This window comes from Azoarcus indigens (genome assembly GCF_004361735.1).
GTDB classification, from domain to species: domain Bacteria; phylum Pseudomonadota; class Gammaproteobacteria; order Burkholderiales; family Rhodocyclaceae; genus Azoarcus; species Azoarcus indigens.
The window spans coordinates 17,012-36,342 of sequence record NZ_SNVV01000029.1 but is presented as its reverse complement, the minus strand read 5'-3'; the positions used below and the strand labels follow the sequence as shown (position 1 = coordinate 36,342).

Genomic DNA, 19,331 nt, shown 5'->3' with positions numbered 1-19,331 from the left:
TTCCTCTTTTTTTCTGTCGGTCGCCGCGATGAGCGGAGCCTGGAGAAGGAGCTTAGGCAGCGCCGCCGCCGCCGGCTTGCTCCATAGCGCAGCCGGCTTGCTCGAGGGCGCAGCGTTGCGGCGCACGATGCCCCGCGCCGGGCTTGTCTGCTATCGTGATACGAAAAACGCAATAAATTCAAAGCCGCCCACCGAGGAGACAGACATGGCCACGCTCGCGATCGCGTCCACCGACCCGGTGCCCCGGGAGGAAAGGCTGGCCCTGTGGGGCGAGATGGTGTGGCAGCTGCTCGGCCGCCTGCGCTCCACCACCGAGGGCGACGAGACCTTCCGCGGCCACCTGGAATACGGCGACCTGGGCGACCTGCGCCTGTGCCGGCTGGCCGCCAGCCGCCACCGCGTCATGCGCACCCCCCAGCTCATCCGGCTGGACGACCGCGGTTACTACAAAATGGTGATCCAGGTGCGCGGCTGCGCCACCTTCGAGCAGGACGGCCGCCGGGTGCAGCTGTCGCCCGGCGAGTGGAGCATCTACGACACCATGCGCGCCTACTCGGTGAGCAACGACAAGGCGGTGGAGCAGATGGTGCTGCTGTTGCCCCGGGAGTGCATCGCCACCGGCGAGTTCGACCCGGCACCGCTGATGGTGCGGCGCTACTCGGCGACACGCGGGGTCGGCCGCCTGGCCTGCCAGCTCATCGACGCCACCTTCCAGGAACTGCCCAACTGCGGCGGCGACGGCGGCCGCGGGGTGGCGGATTCCATCGCCGCGCTGATGCGGCTGGCGCTGCTGGAGGGCAGCGGCCGGGCCGGCGACCTGGCGCTGGCCGAAGGCCTGCGCGACCGCATCAAGCGCCATGTGGCGGCCAATCTGCGCGATCCCGGACTGTCGATAGAGCGCATCGCCACCGCCTGCGGTTGCAGCAAGCGCAGCGTGCACATGGTGTTCCGCGACGAGGGGATGACGATCAGCGACTACATCTGGCGCCAGCGCCTGGCGCGCTGCCGGGCAGACCTGGACAACCCGGCGCTGCGCGGCGAGTCCATCACCGCCATCGCGCTGGCCTGGGGCTTCAACAGCCCGACCCACTTCAGCCGCGCCTTCCGCGAATGCTATGGCGTGCCGCCCAGCCATTACCGGGATGCCGGCCTGGGCGGGATGATGGTGGAGGCCGAAGCGGCGGCGCAGCCGTATCGGCAGTAGATCGTTGGCGAGTGGGGAGGGGGCGGCGGCAGGGCGCCATAGGCGGAGCCGGGTTGTCCGGCTCCGTGTCGCTTCAGGGCAAACTCAGTGCAGTTTGAGCCGGCCGGAAACCCGCTGCTGCAGCAGCCGCGCCAGCGCCAGCACCGCCGTCTTGCCGGTGCCGAGGATGGCGCGGTGGTGGTTCAGGTGCAGCGACATGTACATCCACTTGGCGATCAGGCCTTCGACGAAGAAATTGCGCCCGGCCAGGCCGCCCATCAGGTTGCCGATGCCCTTGTTCTCGCCCAGCGACACCAGCGAGCCGAAGTCGCGATAGACGAAGGGCGCGTCGTACACCTTCTCCCGCAGCGCCGCCAGCAGCACCTTGCCCAGGTAGTCAGCCTGCTGGTGGGCCGCCTGGGCGCGCGCGGGCACGAACTGGTCGCCGTGCCAGCGACAGGCGGCGCAGTCGCCCAGCGCATAGACGCCGCTGGCGGAGGTCTCCAGCCTGTCGTTCACCACGAACTGGTTGATGCGGTTGGTTTCGAGGCCGAAGTTGCGGTTGTTGTCCGAGGCCTTGATGCCGGCGGCCCAGACGATCATGTCGGCCTGGATCTCGCCGCTGTTGATCACCAGCGCATCCGGCCGCACCTCGGTGACCTTGGTGTTGGTGAGCACCCGCACGTTCTTGCGCTCCAGGGCGACGCGCGCCTGGGCGGAGATCTTCTCCGGCAGGCCGCCGAGGATGCGCGGGCCGGCTTCGACCAGGGTGATGTCCAGGCGGAAGCGCTGTTCGTTGCCCAGGCTCTCCAGCAGCTCGCTATGGGCCTCGATCAGCTCGGCGGACAGTTCCACCCCGGTGGCGCCGCCGCCGACGATGGCAATGCCCAGCGCCTTGGTGGCGGAGAAGGAGGCGCGGGCGAAGGCGCTCAGCAGGCTGTTGTGGAAGCGCTGGGCGTCGCTCGCCTGTTCCAGCACGTAGGCATTGTCGGCGCCGGGCGTGCCGAAGGAGTTGGAGCCGCTGCCCAGCGCCAGCACCGCGCGGGTGAAGCTCACGGTGCGTTCGGGCACCAGCGTCTTGCCGTGGTCGTCGCGGATCTCCGCCAAGGTGACGAGGCGGCGGGTGGTGTCCAGCGAGGTGACGTCGCCGAGGGCGAAGCTGAAGTGGTTGCGCCGCGCCAGCACGGTGTAGGAGAGGCCTTCCTGGTGGGCGTCCAGCGTGCCGGCAGCCACCTCGTGCAGCGTCGGCTTCCAGATGTGGAATACCGAGCGATCCACCAGCAGGATGCGCTCGCGCCCCTGTCGGGCGCCCAGCTTGCGGCCCAGCTGGGCAGCAAGTTCCAGTCCGCCGGCGCCGCCGCCGACGATCACGATGTCGAAATGCATGATTGGTCTAGTTTTCCGCGAAGGGGGACGGCGTCCCCGGCTGCCCGCATTATCGCTGCAAGAGGTCGCGGACGATCTGCCGGAAAATGCGCAGTGTGGTTTCTTTATCGATATCCGGATTGCGGATGCTGCGGGCGATCAGGCCCTCGAACAGCGCGGAGATGATCTCGGTGCGGCCGCGGATCTCGCGGCTGTCGTCCTGATGGCCGCCGGCCCGGCGGATCAGGCCTATGGTTTCCTCGAAGGCACCCATGATCTTGGCGTCGGCGGCGTGCACCGCGGCGGCGATGTGGGGGTTGCGGCCGGCCTCGGCGACGATCTCCAGCTTGAGCGGCGCATGGTCCGGCTGCATATGCTCGGCCACCGCGGCGTCTATGCTCTCCATCATCGCTTCGAGTGGATTCTCGGCGGCGCGCATGTCGTCGGTCATCTCCTGCAGGCGCTCGATGTCCTGTTCGACGATGGCGGCGATGATCGCTTCCTTGTTCTCGAAGTAGTGGTAGATATGGCCAGCGCTCATGCCCGCGGCTTTCGAGATCTGCGAAATGCTGGAGCCGTGGAATCCGTGGGCATGAAAACAGTCCGAGGCTGCGTCGAGTATCTGCGCTCGGCGCGCTTCGGCCCGTGGCTGGTCTGCGGGTGTAGCGGAATCCGCTGACATGGGGATCTCCTGGCCGCAGCCGTGCTGCGTTAAATCGAGTAAGGGCGGGCGTATGCTTCTTGCGATGCAACAAACCTTAACATAGAATGAGCGTTCAATCTAGAACAGTCATTCTATTTTCCCCGTCGCGAGTATGGCCGAAGTGGTGGTGCGACCCATGGCTGACCCGACCCCAACCGAAGAGGTTTTCGATGCAGATCAACAGGAAGCGGCTCTACCAACCTCTGGCGGCCGCGCTTGCAGGGGCATTCCTTCTTGCGGCGTGTGGTGGTGGCCAGCAGCAAGGGCAGCAAGGAGCCGCCCCGCAGGCGACGCCGGTCGGCGTCATCACCGTGCAATCGCAGTCGGTGCCGCTGGTCACCGAACTGCCAGGCCGCACCAACCCCTATCTGATCGCCGAAGTGCGCCCGCAGGTCACCGGCATCGTGAAGAAGCGCGCCTTCAACGAAGGCGGCGAGGTGAAGGCCGGCGAGCTGCTCTACCAGATCGACCCCGCCACCTACCAGGCCACCTACGACAGCGCGAAGGCAGCGCTGGCGCGCGCCGAGGCGAATGTCTATTCCGCCAAGCTGATGGCCGAGCGCTACGCCGACCTGGTGAAGGTGAACGCGGTGAGCCGCCAGGCCAACGACGATGCCATCGCCGCGCTGAAGCAGGCCGAGGCGGACGTGGCCTCTTCCCGCGCTTCGGTTGATTCGGCCCGCATCAACCTCGACTTCACCCGGGTGACCGCGCCGGTCAGCGGCCGCATCGGCCGCTCCGCCGTCACCGCCGGGGCGCTGGTCACCGCCAATCAGGAAACCGCGCTGGCCGTCGTGCGCCAGCTCGATCCCATCTATGTGGACGTGACCCAGTCGAGCACCGAGATGCTGGCCCTGCGCCGCCAGTTCGAGTCCGGCAACCTGAAGCGCAATGCCGACCAGTCGGTGCCGGTGAAGCTGGTGCTGGAGGACGGCAGCGAGTACGCCGCGTCGGGCAAGCTGGCCTTCTCCGAAGTGTCGGTGGACGAAGGCACCGGCAGCGTGGTGCTGCGCGCGGTGTTCCCCAACGCCAAGAACGAGTTGCTGCCCGGCATGTACGTGCGGGCGCGCATCGAGCAGGGTGTGCGCGGCGACGCCATCCTGGTGCCGCATGCGGCGGTGAGCCGCGATGCCAAGGGCGGCGCGCTGGTGATGGTGGTGAATGCCGAGAACAAGGTGGAAGCCCGCCCGGTGAAGGCCGAGCGTGCGCTGTCCGAACAGTGGGTGATCAGCGAAGGCCTGAAGGCGGGCGAACGCGTCATCGTCGAAGGCCTGCAGAAGGTCCGCCCGGGCGCGCCGGTCCAGCCGCAGGATGTGGCGGCCGCACCGGCTGCCGCGCCCGCCGCCGCTGCGGCGGCGAAGTAAGGAGCTGATCCATGGCCCGCTTCTTCATAGACCGGCCCATCTTCGCGTGGGTGGTCGCCATCGTCATCATGCTTGCCGGCGCGCTCTCGATTCTCGCGCTGCCGGTGTCCCAATACCCCGCGATCGCGCCGCCGCAGATCGCCATCAACGCCACTTACCCGGGCGCGACCGCCAAGGCGGTGGAAGACTCGGTCACCCAGGTCATCGAACAGAAGATGACCGGCCTGGATGGCCTGCTGTACATGAGCTCGACCTCCGATTCCTATGGCCGCGTCACCGTCACCCTGACCTTTATTGCCGGGACCAACCCGGACATCGCGCAGGTCCAGGTGCAGAACAAGATGCAGACGGCGCTGCCATTGTTGCCGCAGGCGGTGCAGCAGCAGGGTGTGCAGGTGGTGAAATCCACCCGCAACTTCCTGCTGGTGCTGGGCTTCGTATCCAAGGATGGCAGCCAGGACGCGAACGACCTCTCCGACTTCCTGGTTTCCACCGTGCAGGATCCGCTGTCGCGCGTCACCGGTGTTGGCGAAGTCCAGGTGTTCGGCTCCCAGTATTCGATGCGCATCTGGCTGGATCCGGCAAAGCTCAATAACTTCAAGCTGATGCCCTCGGATGTGGAGTCGGCGCTGGAAGCCCAGAACGCCGAGGTCTCCGCCGGCCAGCTCGGCGGCACTCCGGCTCTACCGGGCCAGGGCTTCACTGCCTCGATCACCGCCCAGAGCCGGCTGCAGACCGTCGAACAGTTCGAGAACATCCTGCTGAAGTCCTCTGCGCAGGGCGGCGAAGTGCGCTTGCGCGATGTCGCCCGGGTGGAGATCGGTGCCGAGAGTTATGGCACCACTGCGCGCTACAACGGCCAGCCGGCCGCGGGTATCGGTATCAAGCTGGCCGCTGGCGCCAATGCGCTGGATACGGCCAAGGCGGTGCGTGAAGCGCTGGACGGCATGTCGCATTACTTCCCCGCCGGGGTCGAGATCGTCACGCCTTACGACACTACGCCTTTCGTCCGGCTGTCGATCGAGGAGGTGGTGAAGACGCTGGCCGAGGCCATCGTCCTCGTCTTCCTGGTGATGTTCCTGTTCCTGCAGAACATCCGCGCCACGCTGATCCCGACCATCGCGGTGCCGGTGGTACTGCTGGGCACCTTCGGCCTGATGGCGGCCTTCGGCTTCTCGATCAACACGCTGACCATGTTCGGCGTGGTGCTCGCCATCGGCCTGCTGGTGGATGACGCCATCGTGGTGGTGGAGAACGTCGAGCGGATCATGACCGAGGAGGGGCTGCCGCCCAAGGAGGCCACCCGCAAGTCCATGGGCCAGATCACCAGCGCGCTGGTCGGCATCGGCCTGGTGCTGTCCGCCGTGTTCGTGCCGATGGCCTTCTTCGGCGGCTCCACCGGCGTGATCTACCGCCAGTTCTCCATCACCATCGTCTCGGCGATGGCGCTGTCAGTGCTGGTGGCCATCGTGTTCACCCCGGCGCTGTGCGCCACCATGCTGAAGCCGGTGGAAAAGGGCCACCATGCGGCCGAGAGCGGCTGGTTCTCCAGCTTCTTCGGCTGGTTCAACCGCATGTTCGAGCGCAACACCCAGCGCTACGAATCCGGGGTAGGCCGCATCGTCCGCCGCACCGGCCGCTTCCTGCTGATCTACGTCGTCATCCTTGGCGTGCTGGCCTTCCTGTTCCACCGCATGCCCACCTCCTTCCTGCCGGAAGAAGATCAGGGCGTGATGTTCACCCAGGTGACGCTGCCGGCCGGCGCCACCCAGGAACGCACCCTGGCGGTGCTGGAGAAGGTGGAGAAGCATTTCCTGGAAGACCAGAAGGACTACGCCAAGTCCATCTTCACCGTCGCCGGCTTCAGCTTCGCCGGCAGCGGCCAGAACATGGCCATCGGCTTCATCCACCTGCGCGACTGGGACGAGCGCAAGGGCGCGCAGGGCTCCGTCAAGGCGGTGGCAGGGCGGGCCATGGCGGCGTTCTCGCAGATCAAGGAAGCCATGGTGTTCGCCTTCGTGCCGCCGGCGGTGATCGAACTGGGCACCTCCAACGGCTTCGACCTGCAGCTGCAGGACCGCTCCGGCCTTGGCCATGATGCCCTTATAGCCGCCCGCAACCAGCTGCTGGGCATGGCCGGGCAGGACACGCGCCTGGTGGCGGTGCGACCGAATGGCCAGGAAGACATGCAGGAGTACGTGCTCAACATCGACCACGCCAAGGCGGGGGCGCTGGGCGTGACGGTGGCGAGCATCAACTCCACGCTGTCCACCGCCTGGGGTGGCGTGTATGTGAACGACTTCATCGACCGCGGCCGCATCAAGAAGGTGTACCTGCAATCCGACGCCGGCGGCCGCATGCGGCCGGAGGACCTGGAGAAGTGGTACGTGCGCAACAGCGCCGGCGAGATGGTGCCGATGTCCGCCTTCGCCACTGGCCACTGGGCTTTCGGTTCACCGCGGCTGGAGCGCTACAACGGCCAGCCGGCGGTGGAGATCCTGGGCCAGGGCGCGCCAGGCATCTCCTCCGGCGACGCGATGGCGGCCATGGAGGAGCACATCGCCAAGCTGCCGCCGGGCATAGGCTACGAATGGACCGGCACCTCCTACGAGGAGCGCCGCTCCGGTTCGCAGGCGCCGGCCCTGTATGCGCTGTCGCTGGTCGTGGTCTTCCTCTGCCTGGCCGCGCTGTATGAGAGCTGGTCGGTGCCGTTCGCGGTCTTGCTGGTGGTGCCGCTGGGCGTGCTCGGGGCCATCGTGGCCGCGACTGGCCGCGGGCTGTCCAACGACGTCTACTTCCAGGTCGGCCTGCTGGCCACCATCGGGCTGTCGGCGAAGAACGCGATCCTGATCGTGGAGTTCGCCAAGGAGCAGATGGAGCGGGAAGGCAAGGAGCTGATCGAGGCCACGCTGGAGGCAGTGCGCATGCGCCTGCGCCCCATCCTGATGACCTCGCTGGCCTTCGGCCTCGGCGTGCTGCCGCTGGCGATCAGCACCGGCGCCGGCTCCGGCAGCCAGAACGCCATCGGTACCGGCGTGCTGGGCGGTACCATCGCGGCCACCGTACTGGGCATCTTCTTCATCCCGCTGTTCTACGTCGTCATCAAGCGCGTCTTCAAGGACAAGAAGCCGCAGGAGACGACTGCGCACGCTGCCGCCCCGCAGGAGGGCAACTGATATGACGAAACACAGCCTCTCGCTGGCGCTGTCCGCCCTGTTGCTGGGCGGTTGCGTCAGCTTCGCTCCTGACTACCAGCGTCCGCAGGCGCCGGTGCCGGCCACCCTGGGCCAGCCCGGCGCGCAGGGCGCGGCCACGCTGGACCAGGTGGCCTGGCGCGACTTCTTCGCTGACGAACGCCTGCGCCAACTGGTGGGCCTGGCGCTGGAGAACAACCGCGACCTGCGCGTGTCCGCGCTCAACATCGAGCGCGCCCGCGCCCAGTACCAGATCCAGCGCGCCGACCTGTTCCCCACCATCGGCATCACCGGCAGCGGCACAGCCCAGCGCCTGCCCGGCGACCTGACCGCCACCGGCGAGCCGGCGATCTCCCGCCAGTACAGCGTGGGTGTCGGCTTCAGCTCCTACGAGCTGGACTTCTTCGGCCGCATCCGCAGCCTGCGCGACGTCGCGCTGGAGAACTACCTCGCCACCGAGGAGGCGCAGCGCAGCGCCCGCATCAGCCTGGTGGCCGAGGTCGCCAACGCCTGGTTCACCCTGGCTGCCGACCGGGAACGCCTGAAGCTGGCACGGGAGACGCTGGAGAGCCGCAAGTCCTCCTACGACCTGACCCGCCGCAGCTTCGAGGCCGGCGTGTCGTCCGCGCAGGATGCGCTGCAGGCGCGCACCTCGCTGGAGAGCGCCCGGGCGGATGTCGCTACCTACTCCGCCCAGGTGGCGCAGGATCAGAACGCGCTGCGGCTCATCGTCGGCGCCGAAGTGTCGGCCGGGCTGCTGCCGGAGCAACTGAGCCTGGAGGTCACCCGCATGGCCGAGCTGCCGGCCGGGCTGTCTTCCGAGCTGCTGCAGCAGCGCCCGGACATCCTCCAGTCCGAGCGCTCGCTGCGTGCCGCCAACGCTAACATCGGCGCGGCGCGTGCCGCCTACTTCCCCAGCATCACGCTCACTGGCAGCGCCGGCACCGCCAGCGCCTCGCTGGGCGGGCTGTTCGAGTCCGGCTCGGGCACCTGGAGCTTCATGCCCCAGATCAATCTGCCCATCTTCGACATGGGGCGCCGCAGCGCCAACGTCGAGGTGGCGGAGGCCGACCGCGACATCGCCATCGCCCAGTACGAGCGCGCGGTGCAGAGCGCCTTCCGCGAAGTGGCGGACGTGCTGGCTGAGCGCGCGACCCTGGGTGAGCGCCTGGACGCTCGTGGCGAACAGACCGCGGCCTCGTCCGAAAGCCTCAAGCTGGCGGACATCCGCTACCGCAGCGGGGTGGATAGCTACCTCAGCGTGCTGGATGCGCAGCGCACCCTGTATGCCTCCCAGCTGGAGCTGATCGCCGCCCGCGCCGCGCAGGCGAGCAACACGGTGAACTTGTACAAGGTCTTCGGCGGCGGCTGGCAGTAGCCTCTGCGGACCCGCTAAGGGTCTAGAATACGGGGGCGTTCGGTACGACAGACGATGTACCGAACGCCCCCGTACCATTTCCGATTTCTCCCTATCTCTTTTGGAGCCTCCGCCATGAAGGGAAACGCCAAGGTCATCACCGCCCTGAACTCGCTGCTGGTCGACGAGCTCGCGGCCCGCGACCAGTACTTCATCCACGGTCGCATGCTGGCTGAATGGGGCCTGCATCATGCCTCGGAGCGCATCCTCCACGAAATGGAGGACGAGACCCAGCACGCGGCTGACCTGATCTCCCGCATCCTGTTCCTGGAAGGCACGCCCAAGATGACGCCCTCCAAGATCACCGTGGGCAAGGACCTGCCGGACATCTTCGAGAAGGACCTCGCCGTCGAATACTCGGTGGTGAACAACCTGCGCAAGGTCATGGCCCTCTGTGAAACAGTGCAGGACTATGTGACCCGCGACATCCTGCTGAAGATGCTGGCCGATACCGAGGAAGACCACGCCCACTGGCTGGAACAGCAGCTGCGCCTGATCGGCATGGTCGGCCTGCCCAACTACCTGCAGTCGCAGATGAAGACTGGCACGCCGGGCGTCTGACGCCGGCCCGCTGGTTTTCCGGCCCGCGCCCGAGGGGCGCGGCGCATTTCTGCGCCACCCAGCGGCGGTTCTGGCGCCTGGTTTCCGGAGTGTGTCGCCCGCATGGCAGCCGAGGCCGGAGGCCTGTGGCGGCGCCCGCTGCGCTGCACATACCGTAAGGCTGTCCCTGGGGCGCAGGCGGTGATATAAGATCGCCCGGATAGAAGGGCGCTTCGCGCACATCGAACCCAGTTCCACGAGGAATGCTGACATGAACGATACGATTTCCCCGCCGCTGCCGTCCGAGGCCGAACTGCTCAAGGCCCCGGAGTCCGACTACATGTCGCCCCGTCAGCTGGCTTTCTTCCGTCATAGGCTGCAGCAGGAAATGAATGCCCTGCTGGAAGCTGCCCACGCCACCACCACCCACCTGCAGGAAAACGTCGCCACCCCCGACCCGGCCGACCGCGCCAGCGTCGAGGAAGAGCACACGCTGGAACTGCGCGTGCGCGACCGCGAGCGCAAGCTGTTGCGCAAGATCGAGGAGGCCCTGGGCCGCATCGACGACGGCAGCTACGGCTGGTGCGAGGAAACCGGCGAGCCCATCGGCATCGGCCGCCTGCTGGCCCGCCCCACCGCCACGCTCAGCCTGGAAGCGCAGGAACGGCGCGAGAAGCTGAAGAAGATGCATGGCGGCTGAGGCCGCCGCCGCGCCGGCCGATCGGCGCATCCCGGTCACCATCCTGACCGGTTTCCTGGGTGCCGGTAAGACCACCCTGCTGAATCACCTGCTGCGCCTGCCGGAAATGGCGGGTGCGGCGGTACTGATCAACGAGTTCGGCGAAGTCGCGGTCGACCACCACCTGGTCAACAAGGTGGACGACACCCTGGTCGTGCTCGACTCCGGTTGCATCTGCTGCAGCGTCCAGGGCGATCTGGTGCGCGCGCTGAAGGATCTCTTCATGCGCGCGCTGCGCAAGGAGCTGCCTCCCCTCAGCCGCATCCTGATCGAAACCACCGGCCTGGCCGATCCGGCGCCGGTGGTATCCACGCTGATGGAGGAGCCCTTCATCGCCGAGCGCTACCGCTGCGATGGCGTCATCACCGCGGTGGATGCCACCCACGGCCTGGGCCAGCTAGGCGAACACCGGGAGGCGGTGCGCCAGGCGGCGATGGCCGACCGCCTGCTGCTCACCAAGTGCGACCTTGCCGAGGCCGGCGCCCTCGATGCGCTGGCGCAGAAGCTGGGCGAACTGAACCCCTCGGCGGAGCAGATCCGCGTTCAGGGCGGCGAAGTTGCCGCCGCTGCGATGTTCGGCTGCGGCCTCTACGACGTCGGTGCCAAGCGGGCCGAGGTGGCGGCCTGGCTGGGCGAGGAGAAGGCCCGCGTCCTGGAGGCGAGGGCGGCGCGGCTCAAGCCGCCGCTGAGCTGGCGCAAGCCGGGCAGCGCAGCTGCGCCGGCGCCGGCCGTGCCGGTGGCGCGGCACGACGAGAACGTGCGCAGCTACGTCTTCACCTTCAGCGCACCGCTGTCGTGGTTCGGCTTCTCCGACGCGCTGGGCCTGATCCTGCAGGTCCATGGCGACCGCATCCTGCGGGTGAAAGGGCTGATGAACATCGCCGGCGACCCGCTGCCGCGCGTGGTGCAGTGCGTGCAGCATGTCGCCTATCCGCCCGCCAGCCTGCCGGCCTGGCCGGACGAGCCGCCCTACGACGACAGGCGCAGCCGGCTGGTCTTCATCGTCCGCGATCTGCCGCGCAGCGAGCTGGAGAGCATCTTCTTCGGCATCGCCGGCATTCCTGTCGATCCCCTGCCGGCCTGACCCGCGCCGCGCGTCCGCCTAGCGTGGGCGCGGATTGCCGATGACGCTGCCTTCCTCTTCCCACACTCGGTACTCCCGGCTGGAAAGCCGCTGGCTGGCGGAGATCGTCCGCCGCCATGAGGAGGCCAGCGGCCCGCTGGAAGACAGCGCCGCGCTGAGCGAGGCACAGCAGGCGCCGGCCGGGCTGGAGGACCGCATCCTGACCCGTGCCCGGTTTCTGGCCGAGCGCGAAGGCTGGGCGCAGGCGCCGCGGCAGTGGTTGGCCCGCGCCCGCCTTGCCAGCGCGCTGGCGGCGCTATTGGCGCTGGTCGCCGGCGGCGGCATGGCCTGGGGCGTGCTGGGCGACGGCAGTCGCAGTGTGAACATCGTCTGGGCCTTGGCCGGCCTGCTGGGCGTTCATGTTTTCAGCCTGATGTTGTGGCTGGTGGCGATGGCGGCAGGCCCGGCCGCCGCACCGGCCGGCGGCCTGTTGGGCCGCGCCTGGCTGCGCCTGCTCGGCTGGCTGGACCGGCGGCCGGAGGCGACGGCGCCACTTGCGGCGCTGACTGGCTTGTCCGGCGGTGGCGCGCTGGCCCGCTGGGGCCTGGGCATGCTCACCCACGCACTGTGGGCGCTGGCACTGGCCGCCGCTGCGCTGGCGCTGCTCGCCCTGCTGGCCACACGCCGCTACGGCTTCGCCTGGGAAACCACCATCCTGCCGGCGGATGTTTTCGTCGCCTTCGTCGATCTGCTGGGTCGGCTGCCGGCGGCGCTGGGCTTCAGCGTACCGGACGCGGCCACGGTAGTGGCCAGCGGCGAGGCCGCGGGCGCTGGAGAGGCTGGCCGCCGTGCGTGGTCGTCCTGGCTGCTGGGCTGCCTGCTGGTCTATGGCTTGTTGCCGCGCCTGCTGTTGCTTGCCGCCTGCGCCGGCCTGTGGGCGCGGGCGCGTGCCAGGCTGCGGCTGGACCTCAGCCTGCCGGGCTACGCCCGCCTGCGCACCCGCCTGCTGCCGGAGGCCGAGCGCCTGGGCGTGCGCGATCCGGCGCCGGCCGCGGCCGGCCGCAGCGGTGGGCGACCGCATCCCCTGCAAGGCGAACATGCGCTCGCCGTCGCCATCGAGCTGGGCGAGGATCTGGCCTGGCCATTGCCCGGCTGGGCGCAACGGGACACTGCGCGGGTGGATGGCCGGGAGCAGCGTCGCGCCTGCCTGCGGCGCTGCGAGCAGCATCCGCCCTCCCGCCTGCTGGCGGTGGTGGATGCCCGCGTGACGCCGGACCGCGGCAGCCTGGTCCTGCTCGCAGAGTTGTCCGCACGGGCCGTGGAAACCCGCGTCTGGGTGCGGGAGGAGGGCGCGGACGCGCTGCGGCCCTCGCGCCGGAGCGCCTGGGAAGCGGCGCTGGCGGAGCAGGGCTTCGACCGCGCCGCGCTGTGCCCGGATGGCGAATCCGCGCTTGCCTGGCTGGAGGGGGAAGCGAATGGGGGCTAGGGCCAGCATACATTTGCCGCATGCCACGGGCGGTGCTCGCCCGCCGCGGCGAGGAAGAAGCGCAACGAGGAGGCCGGCATGCCCGCACCCATGATCCTGGCGGTGGTCGGCCACACCAACACCGGCAAGACCTCGCTGCTGCGCACGCTGGCGCGCGACGCCGGCTTCGGCGAGGTGGCCGACCGGCCGGGCACTACACGTCATGTCGAAGGCGTGCGCCTGCTGGCCGACGGCGAGGCGGTGGTCGAGCTGTTCGACACCCCGGGCATGGAGGACGCCATTGCCCTGCTGGAATTTCTCGATGGCCTCGCCGGCGCCGGCGAGCGCCTGGACGGCCCGGCGCGCCTGGGCCGCTTCCTCGCTACCGCCGAGGCCGGCGGCCGCTTCGAGCAGGAGGCCAAGGTGCTGCGCCAACTGCTGGCGAGCGATGCCGGCCTGTACGTCATCGACGCCCGCGATCCGGTGCTGGCCAAGCACCGCGACGAACTGGAGATCCTCGCCGCCTGCGGCCGCCCGCTGCTGCCGGTGCTCAATTTCGTCGCCGCGCCCGGCGCGCGCCAGGACGAATGGCGCGCGGCGCTGGCCCGCATCGGTCTGCATGCCACGGTGGATTTCGACACGGTGGCGCCGGAGCTGGACGGCGAGCGCCACCTGTTCGATGCGCTGGCCACCCTGGTCCATGCCCACAAGGCTGGCCTGTCCACGCTGATCGCTGCCCGCGCGCGCGAAGCCGGGGCCCGCGCGCAGGCCGCCCCCCGGCTGGTCGCCGAACTACTGCTGCGGCTGGCGGCGCGCCGGTACCGCGTGGCCGATACCTCGGATGCGGCGCTGGTCGCGGCGGTCGAGGCGCTACGCGATTCCGTGCGCGCCGCCGAGCAAGGCTGCGTAGACGCCCTGCTGGCGCTCTACCGCTTCCGCCCCGGCGACGCCCGGGCAGCGGGCCTGCCGCTGGCAGCCGGCCGCTGGCGCGACGATCTCTTCCATCCCGAAACCCTGCGTCGCATGGGCCTGCGCATGGGCGGCGGCGCCGCGGCCGGTGCCGCTGCCGGCGCCGGCATAGATCTGCTCGCCGGCGGCACCACGCTGGGCCTGGCCGCCGGCCTGGGCGCGCTGGCCGGCGGCATGTGGCAGGCGGTGGGCCACTACGGCGACCGCCTGGCGGCCCGGCTGCGCGGCCATCGCGAACTCACGGTGGATGACGCCATCCTGCGGCTGGTGGCCCTGCGCCAGCTCAGCCTGCTGACCGCGCTGGCCGGCCGCGGCCATGCGGCGGTAGCGCCAATACGGGTGGATGCGCCGCAGGCCGGCGCCGCGCGCTGGCGCGAAGGCCGGCTGCCGGCACCGTTGCGCCGCGCTCGCGCCCATCCCGAATGGGATGGCGCCGACGGCGGCGACGAGCGCGCCGCGGCCGCCGCCGAACTGGCCGGACTGCTGCAGGAGGAGGCGGAAAGCGGCGGCGGCAATGGCGCCAGCGTGTAATTCCACACGCGCAACCAAGGTTTGACAGCCTTTCGGCGCTCAACCTACTATCATCGGGTTAAACCGCTGGCTTGCCGGGATGCCCTTGGCAAGCCGCGTTTCTTTTTGTCCGCTCCCCCGCCCCTCCCATGCGCCAGTTGCTCCGCCTCCTTGCCCTTGCCCTGCTGCCGTCCGCCGCGGCGCTGGCGCAGTCGCCGGCGGTGCTCACCTTCGTGAACGGCGGCGCGCGGGTGGTGCACGACACCCGGGTGTATCCCGCCACCGCCGGTCTGGCGCTGGCGGCGACGGACCTGCTGGAAACCGGCAGCGGTGGCTTCGCCATCCTGGAATTCGCCGATGGCAGCCGGGTCGCGCTCGGCGGCGAGTCGCGGCTGATGCTGAAGGTGCTGCCGCCGGATGCCGACAAGGCCGGCGACACGCCGGGCGAGCTGGCCCTGCTCAGCGGCTGGCTGAAGTCCGAGGGTGGCAAGGCTGCATGGCAACTGGATACCCCCTGGCAGCGCGCGAACTGGCGCAACGCCAACGTGATCGCCCGCGTTACTGCGGAAGGCAGCACCGCCTTCGCCGAGTTCGGCGAGGCGAGCAGCACCTTGCTGAACGCGGAGGGCCGAACCAGCGGCGCGGCGACCACGCTGAAGCGCGGCAATTCCGCTGCGGTATCCGCCCAGCGCAAGCTCAGCGTCCAGCCCCGGCCAGCGGAGGATTTCGTCGCCGCGCTGCCCCGTCCCTTCCGCGATCCTTTCCCCGCGCTGCGCAGTCGCTTCGGCGATGGCAGCGCGCCCAAGGGTGGCGCCGAGGTGGCCTACGCCGACGTGGCGCCCTGGTTGCAGGGCCCGCGCTTCTGGCGCGGCGGCCTCGTGGCCCGCTTCACCCCGAGGCTGGCGGACGCCGGTTTCCGGCGCGAGCTGGCGGCCAGCATGAAAGCCCATCCCGAATGGGACCGGGTGGTTTTCCCGGAAAAATACCGGCCGCGGCCGGCGCCTGCAGCGCCGGCAGGCCATTGAGGGCGCCGCGGGCTTCGCCTCCCGACCAGAGAACTGAACGACTCCCATGAAACTGCTCGTCAAATTCAATCTCGTGCTGCTGCTGGTGTGCCTCGTCGGCCTGGGCGGCGCTGGCTATGTGTCCCATGAACTGCTGCAGCGCAATGCGCGGGAAGAGGTGCTGCAGCACGCCAGCATCATGATGCAGGGCGCGCTGGCCGCGCGCGGCTACACCAACAGCCAGGTGTCGCCGCTGCTGCAGACCCAGCTCAACTACGAATTCCTGCCGCAGTCGGTGGCCGCTTACGCCGCCGCCGAGTACTTCGGCGAGCTGCGCAAGCACTACCCGGACTACACCTACAAGGAAGCCACGCTGAACCCGACCAACCCGCGCAACCGCGCGGCGGACTGGGAGGCGGACATCGTGCAGAGCTTCCGCAACGTCGCCGGCCAGACCGAGATCTCCGGCGAACGCGATACCCCGGCCGGCCGCGCGCTCTTCCTCGCCCGCCCCATCCAGATCAAGGATGGCGCCTGTCTGCGCTGCCACAGCGTGCCGGACGCGGCGCCGCCGTCCATGATCGCCCGCTACGGCAGCGCCAACGGCTTCGGCTGGCAGCCCAACGAAATCGTCGGCGCCCAGGTGGTGTCGGTGCCGATGGCGGTGCCCATCCAGCGCGCCGAGCAGACCTTCCGCGTGTTCATGACGCTGCTGGTGGTGCTGGTCGCCTTCATCTTCGTGCTGCTCAACGTGCTGCTGGTCACCCTGGTCGTCCGGCCGGTGAACCGCCTGGCGCGCCTGGCCGACCGCGTCAGCCTGGGCGACATGGAGGCGGAGGAGTTCAGCGTGAAGGGCCGCGACGAGATCGCCACCCTGGCGGAATCCTTCTCCCGCATGCGCAAGAGCCTGGTGCATGCGCTGAAGATGCTGGAGAGCTGAGGGCGGTGAAGCAGGACCTTCCCCGGAGCCGCCGACATGGCTGAGATGCACAAGCTGGGCAAGTACGAAATCCAGGGCGTGCTGGGCCGGGGCGGCATGGGCACGGTGTATCGCGCCCGCGATCCGGTCATCGACCGGGTGGTCGCGCTCAAGACCATACGCCGCGAGCTCATCGACGGCGGCGGTGGCGCCGCCATGGTGGAGCGCTTCCACAACGAGGCGCGCGCCGCCGGCCGGCTCAATCATCCGGCCATCGTCGCCATCTACGACTTCGGCGAGGATGCCGATGTCGCCTACATCGCAATGGAGTTCGTCGATGGCTGCGGCCTCGGCCAGTACCTCGGCATCGGCGAGCGCCTGCCGGTGGCCGACGTGGTCAGCATCATGCTGCAATTGCTGGAGGCGCTGGACTATGTGCACCAGCGCGGCGTGATCCACCGCGACATCAAGGCCGCCAACCTGCTGATCACCCAGGAAGGCAAGCTCAAGATCACCGATTTCGGCATCGCCCGCATCGATACCGCGCAGATCACCCAGGTCGGCTCCATCGTCGGTACGCCGAACGCGATGGCGCCGGAGCAGTTCCTCGGCCTGGCGGTGGATCACCGCGCCGATCTGTTCTCCGCCGGCGTGGTGTTCTACGAGCTGCTGGCCGGCAAGCGGCCCTTCAACGGTGCGATGGAGGCGATGGCCTACCAGGTCTGCCACGAGCCGCACCGCCCGCCCTCCATTCACGCTCCTGGCCTGCCGGCGGTGTTCGACCACATCATCGACCGCGCCCTGGCCAAGCGGCCGGACGAGCGCTATCCGGATGCCGCCGCCTTCGGCGATGCGCTGCGCGAGGCCTACGCCCGCGCCTACAGCGCGCCGCCGGCGCTGGCGGTGTCGGAGGAAACCGTGGTGCTGACCGCCGAGGCGGTGCGCGCCAACCTTGCCGCCTACCAGGCCGGCCTCGCCGCCGGCGGGCTGGCGACGGGCGCCTCCGGTGTTTCGCCCGGCCTGGGGGGGCAGCCGCCGCCGCGCACCCAGGCCACCCAGTGGCAGGAAAACACGCTGAAAACGGTGGAGCGCCAACTGGCGGCCTACATCGGCCCGCTGGCGGGCGTGATCGTGCGCCGCGCGGCCAGCACTTCCAACGATCTGGGCGAGCTCTACGCCCAGCTGGAAGGCAAGCTGGACACCGAGGAGGCCCGCCGCGGCCTGCGCGATGGCCTGACCAAGCTGGGCATGCGCACCGGCGGCCAGGCTTTCGGCAGCACCGGCATCACCTCCGGCGGCCTGGGGCGCAGCATGGTCCGCGAAGCTACCCAGGCTACGCCGGCGCCCACCGTGCCGCTGGCGCCGGCCGATGTGGAGAAGGCTGGCCGGGCGCTGGCGCGCCACCTCGGGCCGATTGCGCCGGTGCTGGCGAAGAAGGCCGCCGCCAGCGCGGCCGGGCCGGCGGAGTTGTACCGGGCGCTGGCCGAACACATCGATGACGACGATGCACGCCGCCGCTTCCTCGCCGAGGTCGGCGGGCTGGGCTGAGCGCCGAGGGGAGGGCCGCGATCGCCGGCCGTCCCGTTTTTTCCCTTGTTCGTTTTTTCGCGGTGGCGGCAGCTGATGTAGCGCCGCAGCACAGCTTCGCCATGGCGGACCGTGTCTCGCGCCCTGGCTGCCCCCGGCTGATTGAGGGGGCGCGCCTCAGCCCTTGATGCGCTTGGTGGTGTGGTGGCGGTAGGCGTCGAGGAAGGCGTGGCCGAGCAGGCCGCGGAAATCTTCCGCGGCCTGCTGGCTGAGGGCGTCGAAATGCTGCTCGTATAGATCCCACAGCTTGGCCTTGCGGTTGGCCGGCAGCAGCGCATCCAGCAGCTTGCGTTCGGCCAGGCGGTCTTCGAGCGCGGCCGGGGCGAAGCCGGCCAGCACGTCGGCCAGCGCGGCGCCCAGGCCGGCGGTGTTGGCGGCGAGGTGGCCCTGCAGGTCCTGCCGCGCCTCGCTCAGCGCACGGCGGGCAGTGCTGCCGCCGTCGTCGGCGGCGAGCAGGCGGCCCAGCGCGGCTTCGGCGCCGCCGCCCTCCTTCAGCGGATTCAGCACCGCGTCGCCGGCCTGTGTGAGGTCGGCGCGCATCGCCTGCTTGTCGTCGCTGCGGTCGTTCAGCAGGGCGACGATGAGGCCCACGCTCTCGCGCAGCAGGCTGCCCAGCAATTCCATCTTGGCCGGCGTCAACTCGAAACCCGGCGGTAGCGCGGCGCTGCCCAGGCCACGGCGGAAGGCGGCGAGCAGCGGGGCCTGGTCGTCCTGTAGCGGGATGGGCGTGGGCGCCGGGCGTTTGCGCGGCGGGGCGGCGAACAGCCGGGTGTTGTCGCCGGCTTGCGCCGGCCCCAGCGCCGGCTTGGCGGCGTTGGGCTGGGTGAGGTTGCTGGTGCTGGCGGTGTCGGAATAGGGGATCTCGACGCGCAGGCGGTAGGCGCCTATCAGCAGGGTGTCGCCGTCGCGCAGGGTGGCGCTGGCGCCCTTGCCGAGCGGCTGGCCGTTGAGGTGGGTGGGGTTGCTGCCGCAGTCGGTGAGGGTGTGGCGGCAGCCGTCGTACTCGACCTTGGCCTGCACGCGGGAGATGTGGCGGTCCGGGTCGGGCAGGGCGAGCTGGTTGCTGGCGTCGCGGCCTATGGTGCCGCCTTCGCCGCCGAACTCGCCGACCAGCGCGGCCTGGGCCGGCTGCCCGCCCACCTGTATGACTCTGATGCGCAACACGCCTGGATCTCCCTTCGTTCGGCTCCCCTGCGGTTTTCCTCCGCCGCCCGGGCGCTTGCCGGCGCGGCGACGGAGTTCCTGTCAGCCTCCGCCGGGGCCTGTCGAAAGGCTCGCGGTGAGCCGGCCCGATTGCCTGCAGCACGGG

At 69.5% G+C, this 19,331-nt stretch carries 15 protein-coding genes; 12 read left to right on the top strand and 3 right to left on the bottom strand.

Translation table 11 applies throughout. The annotated features are described in order from the left end of the window. The first annotated feature begins 205 nt into the window (after positions 1 to 205). Positions 206 to 1,204 carry an AraC-like ligand-binding domain-containing protein gene (locus C7389_RS22165; RefSeq protein WP_162851811.1) on the top strand — a complete coding sequence of 333 codons (999 nt, stop codon included), beginning with the start codon at positions 206 to 208 and terminating at the stop codon, positions 1,202 to 1,204. An 84-nt stretch (positions 1,205 to 1,288) separates the two neighbouring features. Here C7389_RS22165 and C7389_RS22160 read toward each other — a convergent pair whose 3' ends face one another. Continuing rightward, positions 1,289 to 2,569 (bottom strand): NAD(P)/FAD-dependent oxidoreductase, encoded by a 1,281-nt coding sequence (locus C7389_RS22160; protein ID WP_133594846.1) that lies wholly within the window; start codon positions 2,567 to 2,569, stop codon positions 1,289 to 1,291. A 49-nt stretch (positions 2,570 to 2,618) separates the two neighbouring features. Then, a complete protein-coding gene (locus C7389_RS22155) occupies positions 2,619 to 3,230 on the bottom strand; it encodes a TetR/AcrR family transcriptional regulator (protein ID WP_133594845.1) in 612 nt (203 codons plus the stop codon). A 191-nt stretch (positions 3,231 to 3,421) separates the two neighbouring features. Here C7389_RS22155 and C7389_RS22150 point away from each other — a divergent pair, with 191 nt between their 5' ends. The 11 genes from C7389_RS22150 (at position 3,422) to C7389_RS22100 (ending at position 17,983) form a co-directional block, all read left to right on the top strand. Continuing rightward, positions 3,422 to 4,615: an efflux RND transporter periplasmic adaptor subunit gene (locus C7389_RS22150; RefSeq protein ID WP_133594844.1), complete on the top strand. Its 1,194-nt coding sequence runs from the start codon at positions 3,422 to 3,424 to the stop codon at positions 4,613 to 4,615. An 11-nt stretch (positions 4,616 to 4,626) separates the two neighbouring features. After that, positions 4,627 to 7,791 (top strand): efflux RND transporter permease subunit, encoded by a 3,165-nt coding sequence (locus C7389_RS22145; RefSeq protein WP_133594843.1) that lies wholly within the window; start codon positions 4,627 to 4,629, stop codon positions 7,789 to 7,791. A 1-nt stretch (position 7,792) separates the two neighbouring features. Next, a complete protein-coding gene (adeC, locus tag C7389_RS22140) occupies positions 7,793 to 9,187 on the top strand; it encodes an AdeC/AdeK/OprM family multidrug efflux complex outer membrane factor (protein WP_133594842.1) in 1,395 nt (464 codons plus the stop codon). A 114-nt stretch (positions 9,188 to 9,301) separates the two neighbouring features. Next, positions 9,302 to 9,787: a bacterioferritin gene (bfr, locus tag C7389_RS22135; RefSeq protein ID WP_133594841.1), complete on the top strand. Its 486-nt coding sequence runs from the start codon at positions 9,302 to 9,304 to the stop codon at positions 9,785 to 9,787. Positions 9,788 to 10,037: 250 nt separating this feature from the next. Then, entirely contained in the window at positions 10,038 to 10,466 is a 429-nt protein-coding gene (dksA, locus tag C7389_RS22130) for an RNA polymerase-binding protein DksA (protein ID WP_133594840.1), read from the top strand. Beyond that, complete coding sequence (locus C7389_RS22125; RefSeq protein WP_133594839.1) at positions 10,456 to 11,589, top strand: CobW family GTP-binding protein; 1,134 nt, start codon at positions 10,456 to 10,458, stop codon at positions 11,587 to 11,589. The genes dksA and C7389_RS22125 overlap by 11 nt, the downstream gene beginning before the upstream one ends. Before the next feature lie 40 nt (positions 11,590 to 11,629). Then, positions 11,630 to 13,054 (top strand): DUF2868 domain-containing protein, encoded by a 1,425-nt coding sequence (locus C7389_RS22120; RefSeq protein ID WP_211168410.1) that lies wholly within the window; start codon positions 11,630 to 11,632, stop codon positions 13,052 to 13,054. Positions 13,055 to 13,132: 78 nt separating this feature from the next. Further along, the gene (locus C7389_RS22115) at positions 13,133 to 14,533 is read left to right on the top strand and encodes a GTPase/DUF3482 domain-containing protein (protein WP_133594838.1); all 1,401 of its coding nucleotides are present in this window, start codon (positions 13,133 to 13,135) and stop codon (positions 14,531 to 14,533) included. Between the two features lie 128 nt (positions 14,534 to 14,661). After that, positions 14,662 to 15,537, top strand: a complete 876-nt coding sequence (locus C7389_RS22110) for a FecR family protein (protein ID WP_133594837.1) — start codon at positions 14,662 to 14,664, stop codon at positions 15,535 to 15,537. A 46-nt stretch (positions 15,538 to 15,583) separates the two neighbouring features. Next, the gene (locus C7389_RS22105; RefSeq protein ID WP_133594836.1) at positions 15,584 to 16,456 is read left to right on the top strand and encodes a c-type heme family protein; all 873 of its coding nucleotides are present in this window, start codon (positions 15,584 to 15,586) and stop codon (positions 16,454 to 16,456) included. Between the two features lie 36 nt (positions 16,457 to 16,492). After that, positions 16,493 to 17,983, top strand: a complete 1,491-nt coding sequence (locus C7389_RS22100; RefSeq protein ID WP_133594835.1) for a serine/threonine-protein kinase — start codon at positions 16,493 to 16,495, stop codon at positions 17,981 to 17,983. A 156-nt stretch (positions 17,984 to 18,139) separates the two neighbouring features. Here C7389_RS22100 and C7389_RS22095 read toward each other — a convergent pair whose 3' ends face one another. Then, positions 18,140 to 19,186: a type VI secretion system-associated FHA domain protein gene (locus C7389_RS22095; RefSeq protein WP_133594834.1), complete on the bottom strand. Its 1,047-nt coding sequence runs from the start codon at positions 19,184 to 19,186 to the stop codon at positions 18,140 to 18,142. Between the last annotated feature and the right edge of the window lie 145 nt (positions 19,187 to 19,331).